The sequence below is a fragment of the Vibrio renipiscarius genome, assembly GCF_000827885.1.
GTDB lineage: Bacteria > Pseudomonadota > Gammaproteobacteria > Enterobacterales > Vibrionaceae > Vibrio > Vibrio renipiscarius.
The window spans coordinates 102,355-115,297 of sequence record NZ_JTKH01000025.1 but is presented as its reverse complement, the minus strand read 5'-3'; the positions used below and the strand labels follow the sequence as shown (position 1 = coordinate 115,297).

Genomic DNA, 12,943 nt, shown 5'->3' with positions numbered 1-12,943 from the left:
TCAATTACCGCTTTATGGAAACGTTTACATCAAAACACTCAAAATGAGACATCAAGCAATGTAAACCCCTCTAACCATGAATTATCACCACAAATAATCACTACATATCAACAACTTAATAAATAACACCTATGGTAACGCTTTCAGTTTTGACCATCAAAGCACGCAAAAAACCGTACAAACAATGCGCTTGTACGGTAGATTAAAATACAATGATTTTTGCCGATAAGGCTCGCTAACGAATCCTTTCGAATGTCACCAACATCGCGCTTTCCGCATCAAGAATGGGCATGGTTAAACCCACGTCTTTACACCATGTGCCCGACAGCTCACAACCAGACTCCGTCCAAGGCGGTTGGTAGTTAACGATGTCATCGTAATTCGACGGCTTGTCGAGTACCGAAACACGATACAGGCCGTTTGGATCTAAGCCTGGCACTCGCAAGTGACCACTTAATGAATTAGTCGGCATGGCCAATTGTGCGATTAAGACCACCGCTTCGGATTGATCATTGGCAACCACCGCATGTATTTGATGCGCGCAATCGTCTGCTGTCACCCGCCATGTTCTACCGCTATGCAGCAATGGGCGCAACTTTTTATGCAGCTGAATATAACGCTCAAAGCCTTGCTTTTCTGCCTGCGCTTCTTTAACCGGATCCAACTCTATTCCCATATGGCCAAATAACGCCGTCAATCCACGAAATTCAATACTGTGGCGACGGCGCGTGCTGTGGCAATGACTCGCCCCAATATGACTGCCCATCACTTCTGGTGGAAAGAAGTAACTCATACCCCGTTGAATCGTTTGGCGTTCTAATGCGTCATTATTATCCGAAGCCCAGAATCGATGAGTGCGTTTTAGTACTTCAAAATCAATGCGACCACCGCCTGCCGCACACGATTCAATGTCAACTTTTGGGTGCTTTTCGCGGACTTTATCCACCAGCTGATAATAACGATGAGTTTGATTATGTGCAGCGGCTTGGCCTTGATGGGCAGGCTGAACGACTTCTCGGTTCATATCCCATTTGATATAGGCGATATTGTAAGTCGACAAGAAATGATCCAATCGCTCAAACAAGAAGTTAAACGCTTCATCGTTTTGCAGATTGATGACATATTGATTGCGACCTGTCGGTTGATTGTAACCATCGACCGCCAGTAGCCATTCAGGGTGAGCGCGGAACAAATCAGAGTCTTTATTGATCATCTCGGGCTCGAACCACAAGCCAAACTCCATCCCCAATTTGTTTACGTGTTCAACAACCGGCTGCAAACCATTTGGGTACTTGGTTTCACAAAGGAACCAATCGCCTAACCCGGCTTTGTCACCATTGCGCCCTTTAAACCAACCATCATCAATAATAAAGCGCTCAACGCCCATCTCCGCTGACTGGGTTGCCATCGACATGATGTATTCAGGATCGTGGTCGAAATAGATACCTTCCCATGTATTTAAATGAATAGGACGAGGCTTATCTTTAAAATCGCTCGGCAAAATCGTGTCACGCACATGAGAATGGAAGTGATGGCTCATGCCATTCAAACCGCTATTGCTGTGGCTCGCGTACAACCAAGGCGTCGCTACACTCTCCCCTTCTTTAAGGGCGACTTCGCCGGGAAGATAAATCACTTCCGCTTGCATATATCGGCGGCCATCGGCTTTTACATCCACACGTAATCGGTGATTTCCACTCCAGGCAAAATGAAAGCCCCAAACATCGCCACTCATTTCATCAAAATGCGCCGTCCCTGCAACTAATGCTGGGTAATGTTCATGAGACGTTCGTCCACGGCGATTCTCTTGCTGGTATCCCCCTTGATATAAGGGTTGACGCACGGTTTGGAACTCATAAACCCATCGTCCATAATATGTCATCAGCTCATTAGCGCGAGCAGGTAAAGGCAATGTGTTGGCAAGGCGATTGACTTGATAAACACCGTCTTTAATATTGGTGAGGGTGTGACGGGTTTTAATCACATCATTCTTATCAAGCTTAAGTTCCGTTTTCAAGCGCAAGCCGGCAATCACGTCTTCACTCTCAATCACGACCCCCTCTTCGTGGAGCTCTTGATGAGTAATAACAAAGACGGGCGCCCAATCTTGACCATCGCGGTGGCCTTCCACGCCAGGACTACTGAAAACACCACGACCAAGCTCAGGATGCAATGTCATTGATACGTCGTTATCTAAACGGCCGTAGGGCACAGGGCGATGCAAAGCCATCCGAAATCCCTCAAGATCGCCACTGACTTTTTGTCCCCAATGTAGGATCTCTGCATATTCGCCTAATTCGACAATCATTTGAGTTTGCTGACCGCTTAGCTCAATCAGTGTTTTATCCGTCATCTTGCCTTACCTTGAAACTGGAAATTACGCCGCATCATAATAGAAATGACAGAATAATCTGTGAGCCACACCAAACTTAATGGAAACGTTTCCATTCAAATTATTGCTACTATTAAAAATTGTGCCACCGACCACATTTTATTGCGCCTCACGTCGCCCCTGCAAAGCCACCCCACTAAATACGCTATAAAATCTTGATTACATCGTAAGAATGAACAACCTCTGCGCCACATCAACCGGCATATAACGCTTTCGCTCAACCTATGGCTGCGTGTCGCCGCGTGAACGACTGAATACGTCGGTTTCAACCTTCACCGACATAAAGGCTGTCAGCCACCCTGCAAAGAGAGCGAAATCACATAAAACAATGACAATTGTATTATTAGCTTAAAATGCCAACCTCATCATGGAAACGTTTCCATGAATTATCTATATTGCTACCAAAGCAAAGGCGCTACGCCACCAATGCCAGCACGAGTGGGAACTAAAACGATGTCGTTCAATCTCTCGCAGCATTGGTCCATAACATTAAATAAGCAACGAACGTTAAGTAGGACAACCATGACGGCATTTTCAGAAATTATCCAAAGACGCGACTGGGAAAACCCGCAATCTGTGAACATTCATTGCCTTAAGGCTCACAGCCCTCTTTCCAGCTTCCGCGATATTGACCATGCCCGCGACGATATTCAGGCCCAACGTCAGTCATTGAACGGGCAATGGAAATTCAAACTGTATGATGCACCAGAGCAAATCGACGGCGAGTTCGTCGAAGCGCCGTTTAATGATACCGATTGGGATGACATTGCCGTACCTTCAAACTGGCAATTACAGGGTTACGACAAACCGATTTATGCCAACGTAAAGTATCCATTTGAAGTGAATCCACCGTTTGTGCCTCGCGATAACCCAACGGGTTGTTACCGTACTACCGTGTCACTTACGCAAGACGATTTAGCCAATACGCAGCGCATTATCTTTGATGGCGTGAACTCCGCGTTCCACCTTTGGTGCAACGGCACTTGGGTTGGTTACAGCCAAGACAGTCGCCTACCTTCTGAATTCGATCTGACGCCTTATCTTATTGCGGGTGAAAACAGCTTAGCGGTAATGGTGATTCGCTGGTGTGACGGCAGTTACTTGGAAGACCAAGATATGTGGTGGCTAAGCGGTATTTTCCGCGACGTTACTTTGCTATCAAAGCCACAACACTGCATTGAAGATGTGTTCATCACACCCGATTTAGATGCCTGTTACCGTGATGGTTCACTATCGATTGTGACGCATATTTCTGCACCAGATACCTATCAGGTCCAAGTACAACTGTTTGATGGTGAGCAAGCGGTGACAGAACCTCGCATCGACCGCCCACACAACCGTCGCATCGACGAACGTGGCACTTGGGACGATGTGGTGTTCCAAACGTTGCACGTGCGCGAGCCAAACAAATGGACGGCCGAAACACCCAACCTTTATCGCTTAGTCGTGTCATTGTTGGATGAAAACGGCATACACCTAGAAAGCGAAGCGTATCAAGTGGGTTTCCGTAAAGTTGAAATCACCGATGGTCAATTGAAGTTAAACGGTAAGCCTTTGCTGCTCCGCGGCGTGAACCGCCACGAACATCACCCAGAGCTTGGTCATGTGATGACAGAAGAAGACATGATCCGCGATATCTGTTTGATGAAGCAATACAACTTCAACGCGGTACGCACTGCGCACTACCCGAACCACCCTCGTTGGTACCAACTGTGCGACCAATACGGCTTATATGTGTGCGATGAAGCAAACATCGAAACCCATGGCATGCAACCAATGAATCGCCTATCGAGCGATCCACAATGGGCGCACGCTTACATGAGTCGCTACACCCAAATGGTGATGCGCGATAAAAACCACCCTTCGATCATCATCTGGTCTTTAGGTAACGAATCCGGTCACGGCAGCACTCACAATGCGATGTACGCTTGGTCGAAAAACTTTGATCCTTCTCGTCCAGTGCAATACGAAGGTGGTGGCGCAAACACCACGGCAACCGATATCATCGCACCAATGTACGCACGCGTGAATACCGACATCGAAGACGAAGCAGTGCCTAAATGGGCGATCAAAAAATGGGTTTCATTACCGAATGAAACGCGTCCTTTGATCTTGTGTGAATACGCCCATGCAATGGGGAATAGTTTGGGCAGTTTTAATGACTACTGGGATGCGTTCCGTGACTACCCTCGCCTACAAGGCGGCTTTATCTGGGATTGGGTTGACCAAGGCTTGAGCCAATGGGATGAAAACGGTCAGCATTTCTGGGCTTATGGCGGCGACTTTGGCGATGAAATCAACGATCGTCAGTTCTGCATCAACGGTTTGATCTTCCCTGATCGCACCGTGCATCCAACTCTGGAAGAAGCAAAACACTGCCAACGTATGATCACGGTGTCACTGCAAGAACAAACCAAACAGGCGTGTCAATTAATCGTAACCAACGAGAACTTGTTCCGCGCAACCGACAACGAGCAATTAAACTGGTCACTGTTGGAAAATGGCCAAGTGATTCAATCGGGTTCGCTCGCACTTAAGGTAGAAGCGGACAGCCAAGCAAGCATTGAGATTACCCTCAACTTCACCCCAAAAGCAGAGGCGCAATATCACTTAAATACCGATATTAGTCTGATAGCAGCAACGCCTTGGGCAGAAGCAGAGCACGTGGTCGCTTCTGAGCAAATGGCGCTGCGTAATACAGCAGGCCTTGTTATGCCAACATTGGAAACGCAACCAGCGCCAATGCTAACGCAGCAAAACAACGCGATTTTAGTGTCTAGCTTGGATGAGAAACATCAATGGCGTTGGGATAGCCAAAGCGGCTTGATGACCGAATGGAGCGTTGACGGCAAAGCGCAAATGCTTGCAGCACCCCAAGATAACTTCTTCCGTGCGCCGCTTGACAACGACATCGGCGTGAGCGAAATCGACAACGTCGATCCAAATGCTTGGATGTGCCGTTGGGACATGGCAGGCATTGGCCAGTGGGAGCGTCAATGTGTCGCTTGTCACAGTGAAACTCTGGCGCATGCAGTGAAAGTAACCTCTACTTTCGCTTACCAGTTTAATGGTGAAGTACAAGCGATTACCACGTGGACGCACACATTGAGCAACGACGGTGAAATGGCCTTGGCTGTCGATGTAAAACTGGCTGATGACTTACCACCCATGCCACGCATCGGCTTAGAATTTGAATTGCCATTGAACGAGCAAAACGCCCCGATCGCTTGGCAAGGTTTAGGCCCATTTGAAAACTACCCTGACCGCTTGGCAGCAGCACGCTTCGGCCAGCACACACAAACACTTGAACAAATGCACACGCCATACATATTCCCAACCGACAGCGGCTTGCGTTGTGGCACGCAATGGCTAAAAGTGAACGAGTTAGAAATGTCAGGCGACTTTCAGTTTAGCGTAAGCCAATACGCTCAGCAGCATTTAGCCACCGCCAAACACACCAATGATTTGATCGCAGACGAGAAGATTTATGTACGTCTAGACCATAAACACATGGGTGTAGGCGGCGATGATTCTTGGAGCCCAAGTGTGCACAAAGCGTTTCAATTAACGAGCAACCATTACCAATACCAAGTGCGTTTTTTACCTACTTGTCATCAATAAAAAATAACAACAACACGTCAGTGTGGCTTACCGCCCCAGGGCAACCTGGGGCATTTTTGTGTTTTACGCCTAGCCATTCACAAAAGTTTCCATTCAAAATCCATTCAAAATCTCTTCAAAAAAGCGTGCCAAATAAACCGTGTGAAACCAATTCTCATTGTAACGCGCTCACCACACGTACGACATTCGTCGCTTGAACCATCAATGCGCCCCCCTCTCCCATCTAAAACCTTGATGCATCGCGGTTATTCACACCCTACTATTTGAGTTTCACGCCGCATCATAGTTAAATAGCGCAATGATCAAAAAGCTGAACGTTAACTGGCTGAAAGTTAAGAAATAGAATCACTATGGCTACAATCAAAGATGTTGCAAAAGAAGCGGGCGTCTCCATTGCTACGGCTTCACGAGTAATCAACAACGCCCCTCACACCAGTGAATCCGCGATCGTTGCCGTTCAAGCTGCAATGGCGAAACTTCGCTATCGTCCCAACGCCAATGCGAGAGCTTTAGTCAGTAAATCGTCTAATGCTATTGGGGTTTTGGTCAATGACGTATCCGCGCCCTTTTTTGGCACCATGGTAAAAGCAATTGACAGCATCGCGTGCGAGCAAGGTAAACAGCTTTTGATCGGCAACGGCTACCATGATGCAGAAAAAGAACGGAATGCTATCAACTTATTAATCAACAGCCGCTGTGAATCTTTGGTGGTACATAGCAAGGGCTTGCCGGATAGCGAGATCGTGAAACTTGCGCATGAAATCCCAGGAATGGTGCTGATTAACCGTATTGTGCCGGAGATTGGATCGCGCTGCATTGCACTAGACAACCGCAGAGGTTCTTACATTGCCACCGAGCATTTAATTCGCAGTGGCCACCAGCATATCGGCTACATCTGCTCTAGCCATGACATTGACGATGCCCACGACCGACACGCGGGATACCTTGATGCTCTGCGTGACAACGGCATCGAAATCCGCAATGACTATGTCGAATACGGCGAACCCGATGAAATGGGGGGAGAGTTAGCGATGATCAATTTACTCGCTAAAAATACGCCTATCACCGCGGTTGCAACCTATAACGACTACATGGCGGCAGGTTGCATGACCTTATTGCAAGAAAATGGCATTCGTATTCCCGAGGATATGTCTGTGATTGGTTTTGATGATGGTCACATTGCTCGCTATATCTACCCTCGCCTCACGACGATTCGTTACCCTATTCAAGTAATGGCAAACGAAGCGGTGAAACTCTCATTGCTTCTGGCCAGTCATGACGATGAAGCAAATCAAGACAAGCAACATAAATTGTTTGTCCCAATCATTGTTAAGCGCTCATCGGTCAGCCACCCAAAATAAAATCCCCCGCGGGTATGCGAGGGATCTTTCCAGTTTAACCTTTCCACTTCTGAACATGTTCAGAACGACCTCAGCAGTCTATCAATTTATGCCGCTGAGGTCGGGACGTGGTGCGGGTTATGGCATATACATATCATTTAATTTAGACGGTGATTTGTGTTTTCTGCGCTTAAGCATGCCATTAAACACCACACCAATAAGCAGTATCACACCACAAAATCCATACACTTGCATGATCGTCGGGTCATTTGAGACAAAGCCTGCATCAGAAAACATAATGTAAGCGCCTAGAACCATGTAGATAATGATCGCTGATGCTTCAAAACGAAATGCCCAAGGTGTCACATCAATGTTTTCGTTCACCGGCATCACATAATCCGTCGCACGAGGCATCACAAAACCGATAGCAAACATGAGCGCCGTACAAACAACAAACAAAATCGCCAATTGATGTAGGAAGTGAAGCGGTGTATCAAAGATCAATTGCATTGCCGCGTAAGAGCTAACAAAGACAACCAACGCCACTTTCGCCGCAATCGCAGGCACTCGTTTTGAGATGTAGCCAACGAATACGATGGTAAAGATCGGCACACTAAAGAAGCCTGCGACCATTTGTAGATATTGGAATAGACCCTCTGGCGCGTACATAATGAAAGGTGCGATACATACAGAAACAATGGCGATCACGACACCGAATATTTGCCCCTTACCCACCAGCTCTTCATCTGATTTATCTTGACCAAAAAGAGGTTTATAAACGTTAAGAGCAAAGAGTGTGGTTGAGCTGTTTAAGACGCCGTTAAAAGTACTCAGAATGGCACCAAACATCACCGCAACAAAGAACCCAACTAATGGCTTAGGCAAGACTTCGTTAACCAAACGCGTGTACATGGTGTCAGGGTTACCCGCATCTGCACCAAACATATGGAAGGCGATAATACCGGGAATAATAAGGAAAAGTGGCGAAATAACTTTAATTGCACCCGCCAAAATAACACCTTTTTGACCTTCTTTTAAGTTCTTCGCACCAAGCGCTCGCTGGATAATAGATTGATCCGTACCCCAGTAGTAAAGGTTAACCAAAAGCAAACCGGTAAATAACGTTGAGAACGGCAGTGGATCGGTTTCGGTGCCGACCGATTGCAGCTTTTCAGGCGCAGCCGTCAGCATGATGTCTAAACCACCCATGAAATTGCCACCACCTAGCGCCATCAGACCAAAAACGGGAATCATTAAGCCACCGATAATTAAGCCCACGCCGTTAATGGTATCGGCAATGACCACCGCTTTCAGACCACCATAAATGGCATAGAAGAAACCCAGCAATCCTATCGTGGCAGAAATCAACGCAATCGAACTGAACTCAGAAATACCCAGTAAACCTTGTACATCAAAGATTTCGCCAAGCACCACGGCACCAGCGTAAAGAGTGGTAGGAAGAATGTTGATGACGTACTGGCACAAGAACAAAAACGTGACGAATTTCTTAACAGACATATCATAACGACTTTCTAGAAAATCTGGGATCGTCGTGATTCCTTGCTTTAAATAGCGTGGAACCAAAAGCAAGGCAATGATGACCAGCGTCACACCGGATGCGACCTCCCACCCCATCACACTCATGTTATGTGTATAGGCTTGGGCACTCATACCCACAAAGCTGGTCGCACTGAGGTTAGTTAAGATCAGGGAACTGGCAATCAAGCCACCGGTTAAGCTTCGGCCCCCGAGGAAGAAGCCATCTTGAGAGGTGTCTTTGTCATTTTTTACTTTGTTATAAGTGAACACGACAACAAAGCCGGTGAACAACAAAAATGAAAGTAGTACTGTAATTGACATTTTGTTTCCTTAACATATTAAGCAATGATTACTTGCTTTTTAGTTGTAGGGTACGCCTCTAGCGTATAGAAATTGGTTTAACGAGACCCTTCTGAATCAGGCGTCTCGTTGCTAGAGGTCATACTTAGTGGTTTACATTTTTTTAAGGTGAACAATAAGCGCAGATTCCGGGTCAAGAATTGGCAGTGTGACACCAATTTCTTCTAGGTTATCGCCGCTCAACGTTAGCGTTTGATCCAGCCACTGAGGGCGCTGTTTCATAAGCTGGAAGCTGGTGTGTGGCATCTCGACAATTTTCACTTCGTACGTTGCCTCTTTCTCCACACAACGAACACGAAGCGGCGCAGGCAAGGCATGGTTTGGCATCGCCAATTGACACACAGTGATCAACATCTCTTCGCCATTTTCGACGCCGTAGATATTTTGGCTTTGATCCGCCGGATCGATGCGGAAAGAACGCCCAGAGTGCAACAAGTCACGATATTGCTTATGCAGCTGAATATAATGTGCAAAGGCTTGCTTCTCTTCTGCACTTTCTTTTACCGGATCAAGCTCAACCCCCATGTGCCCACTGAGCGCTGTCACGCCACGCATATTAATGGCATGACGTCGATTGGTTGAATGACACTCCGCAGGACCGATGTGCGCCCCCATGACTTCCGGTGGGAAGAAGTAACTCATACCACGTTGAATCGCTTGGCGCTCAAGTGCATCGTTGCAATCTGAGGCCCAAAACCGATGAGTACGTTGCAAGATCTCAAAATCAATACGGCCACCACCGGATGAGCACGATTCAATCTCGACGTCTGGGTGTGCTAAGCGCAATTCATCAAATAGACGGTAAAGCGCTTTCGTTTGTCCATGAACGGCCGGCTTGCCATGGTGACCAGGCTGAACCAATTCACGGTTCATATCCCATTTGAAGTAACCGATGTTGTAGCGGGTCAATAAATCGTTTAAACGATCAAACAAGTAACTAAAACAATCTGGGTTTTGCAAATCCAAGACATACTGCCAACGACCAGAAGGCTGCTGATAACCAGGAAGGCTCAATACCCAATCAGGGTGCTGGCGGTAAAGATTCGAATCTTCGCTCACCATTTCAGGCTCAACCCACAGACCAAATTCCATGCCTTGCTCATTCACATGGTTGATCACAGGCTCTAAACCATTCGGGTATTTTTTTTCATCTAGATACCAGTCGCCCAATGCGGCACGCTCACCATCACGACCAATAAACCAACCATCATCAATAATAAAACGCTCAACCCCCATCTCGGCCGCTTCGGTGGCCATCTGCATGATGTATTCCGGTTTGTGATCAAAATAAATACCTTCCCACGTATTCAGATGCACTGGGCGCGCCTTTTTCGTTGGGAATTTAATGATATTGGCACGCACGAATTCATGAAAACGTTCTGAAATACCATTTAAGCCGGTATTGCTGTAGGTCGCGTAAAGCCAAGGCGATTGATACTCCTCGCCTTCTTTAAGGTGCACTTCGCCAGAAAGCAGTAATTCACCTGCTTGAACAAAACGACGGCCATCACTACGCACATCAGCACGCAGTTGGTGGTTACCACTCCAACCGAGATGGAAGCCCCACACTTGCCCCACCTGCTCACTAAAACCTTTGCTCCCCACAAACAAACCTGGGAAGTTTTCATGAGACGTGCGGCCACGGCGGTTCTCTTGCATAAACCCGCCATGTTCAAAACTTAAACGCTGAGTTTGAAATTCATGACACCAGCGTCCGTGGAAGGTCATCAGTTCATTGGCATGATTGGGCAGTGATAACGTAGAAGACAGTTTGCCTAGGCAATATTCTTTATCCGCCACATTCTTAACCGTGATGCGTTTTTGTACAACATCACTATTAAAGTCGAGCTTCACTTCAATAAGCAATTCCAGCTTGGCAACGGTATCTTCTAATGTGAATGATGCACTCTGTTCATCGCAAGTCAGCGCTTTCATTTCAAAGACTGGCGCCCAATCTTCACCATGGCGATGCCCTTCAATGCCAGGGGCATTAAAATGGCCACTGCCCAATTCAGGACACAGTGACAGCGGCACATCAACATCAAGACGAGCTTGAGAAATAGGACGCTCTGTTGACAGAATCAGGTCAGGGTCGATCTTCGCAATGTTCGCCCCCCAATGAAGAATTTCTGGAACACGACCCACTTTGATGATCATGCTGTGTTTTTTTGATTTTAAGTGAACTATTTTCTGCATTTCTATTTCTCTGTTTTCGCAAACAACACATTTGTTAGCAATCATGCGCTTGAGCGCGGTCAAAGCGATAAAAACGGCAAATAAATGTGATTAGACTCGATCTTTTTCTGGAATTTTGTGTGCTAGATCTTGTGTTTACGGAAACAATTTTTGGTGTTTTTTACGACATTACTCACGGCAATACTCTTCGCGTTTTGATAGATTTATCACAGGAAACATACAGGGGAAAAATGTGGCTATTACCTTTAAAGAAGTCGCCAAATTAGCAGGCGTCTCTACCCAAACCGTCTCTCGAGTCACGAATGGCTCGGATAACGTTGCCGAAGAAACACGTAAACGCGTAAACGATGCGATCAAGAAATTGGGGTATGTTCCGAATAAAGGGGCGCAGATGTTAAGCCGTGCAAAATCGCGCCTCATCGGCATCATCTCTCTTGATATTTCGCTGCACGGAGTCGCCTTGATTGCCAATGGCGTGCGCAACCAAGCCCATGAAATGGGCTACGCCACCGCACTCACCGTTCTCGGCGATAATTCGGTAGAGGAATTTCGTCGAGCAATCCGAGAGTTAATGGCACAACAAGTCGACGCTGTCGTGATCAATGCGCCCTTAACGAAGGAAGTCGCTGAAGGCTTTGTCGAACAGTTTAACCGGCTAACATTTGTGTTTATCGATGTTCCCCACGGCAGCGTCGTAAACCAAGTAAGTTGCGATCACAAAACCGGAGCGAGCTTAGCGGCCCGACATCTTATAGAACAAAAGCGTGAGTCGTTTATTTGTATTTCAGGCCCTAAAGACTCTACCGCCTCCGTCATTCGTTACGATCAGTGGCAAGCGGACATTCGTGCCCATAACTGCAAAGAAGTCGCGTATTACGAAGGAGATTGGCAGGCAGCAAGCGGTTGCACCGCGATAAAAAATGCAATTCAAACTGGCGTGTCTTTTGATGCTGTGCTTGTCGCTAACGACCAAATGGCGCTGGGGGTTCTATGCGCGCTCGCGGAAGCAGGCATTAAAGTGCCAGCCAGTGTTTCAGTTGTTGGGTTTGATGGTATTCAAGACAGCCTATATTTTTCACCACGCTTAACCACCATCAAGCAAGACTTTAATGAATTAGGGCGCAAAGCCGTAAAACTAGTCCTTAATCAAATGGCAAGTGAATCAGCACCAACGACTGAAATATTGCCTGTACATCTTATTACAAGAGACAGTACCGCAGAAAAAGTCATCACACTCTACGACAAGCAAGAAGTGCTGGCTCAACTTGACCATATTCGCAGTCTTTTGCCTTAGCGCTTAAACTAATTTTACTTTCCGAATTTGTGCCTTTTCATTTAACGCTTTCATAAGGTGCTGTGTGAGAAAAACAGCACCTCATTTTCTTAATGAAGCTCACCAAACTCATCTTCAGCTACCAATAGAGCTTGGGAATAGAAACGAAATAAAGAATCACAAAAGACCCAAAACAGAGCAGCAACATAATTAACGTGACTA

At 46.8% G+C, this 12,943-nt stretch carries 6 protein-coding genes; 3 read left to right on the top strand and 3 right to left on the bottom strand.

The features are described from left to right. Positions 1 to 235: 235 nt before the first annotated feature. Positions 236 to 2,353 (bottom strand): alpha-galactosidase, encoded by a 2,118-nt coding sequence (locus OJ16_RS18785; RefSeq protein ID WP_040992926.1) that lies wholly within the window; start codon positions 2,351 to 2,353, stop codon positions 236 to 238. A gap of 561 nt (positions 2,354 to 2,914) precedes the next feature. Between OJ16_RS18785 and OJ16_RS18780 the strand changes: the two genes are divergently transcribed. Further along, positions 2,915 to 6,013: a beta-galactosidase gene (locus tag OJ16_RS18780; protein WP_040992924.1), complete on the top strand. Its 3,099-nt coding sequence runs from the start codon at positions 2,915 to 2,917 to the stop codon at positions 6,011 to 6,013. Between the two features lie 350 nt (positions 6,014 to 6,363). After that, positions 6,364 to 7,374 carry a substrate-binding domain-containing protein gene (locus tag OJ16_RS18775; RefSeq protein WP_040992922.1) on the top strand — a complete coding sequence of 337 codons (1,011 nt, stop codon included), beginning with the start codon at positions 6,364 to 6,366 and terminating at the stop codon, positions 7,372 to 7,374. A gap of 117 nt (positions 7,375 to 7,491) precedes the next feature. Here OJ16_RS18775 and OJ16_RS18770 read toward each other — a convergent pair whose 3' ends face one another. Both OJ16_RS18770 and OJ16_RS18765 read right to left on the bottom strand, forming a co-directional pair. After that, positions 7,492 to 9,213 carry a solute:sodium symporter family transporter gene (locus OJ16_RS18770; protein WP_040992920.1) on the bottom strand — a complete coding sequence of 574 codons (1,722 nt, stop codon included), beginning with the start codon at positions 9,211 to 9,213 and terminating at the stop codon, positions 7,492 to 7,494. 132 nt (positions 9,214 to 9,345) lie between these two features. Then, positions 9,346 to 11,448, bottom strand: coding sequence for an alpha-galactosidase (locus OJ16_RS18765; protein WP_040992918.1), 2,103 nt, complete (start codon positions 11,446 to 11,448; stop codon positions 9,346 to 9,348). 232 nt (positions 11,449 to 11,680) lie between these two features. Between OJ16_RS18765 and OJ16_RS18760 the strand changes: the two genes are divergently transcribed. After that, positions 11,681 to 12,742 (top strand): LacI family DNA-binding transcriptional regulator, encoded by a 1,062-nt coding sequence (locus OJ16_RS18760; RefSeq protein ID WP_040992916.1) that lies wholly within the window; start codon positions 11,681 to 11,683, stop codon positions 12,740 to 12,742. The last annotated feature ends 201 nt before the right edge of the window (positions 12,743 to 12,943 follow it).

Coding starts and splice junctions, on each gene's coding strand:
- OJ16_RS18785 (WP_040992926.1), bottom strand. CDS start 2,353: ATGACGGATAAAACACTGATTGAGCTAAGCGGTCAGCAAACTCAAATG.
- OJ16_RS18780 (WP_040992924.1), top strand. CDS start 2,915: ATGACGGCATTTTCAGAAATTATCCAAAGACGCGACTGGGAAAACCCG.
- OJ16_RS18775 (WP_040992922.1), top strand. CDS start 6,364: ATGGCTACAATCAAAGATGTTGCAAAAGAAGCGGGCGTCTCCATTGCT.
- OJ16_RS18770 (WP_040992920.1), bottom strand. CDS start 9,213: ATGTCAATTACAGTACTACTTTCATTTTTGTTGTTCACCGGCTTTGTT.
- OJ16_RS18765 (WP_040992918.1), bottom strand. CDS start 11,448: ATGCAGAAAATAGTTCACTTAAAATCAAAAAAACACAGCATGATCATC.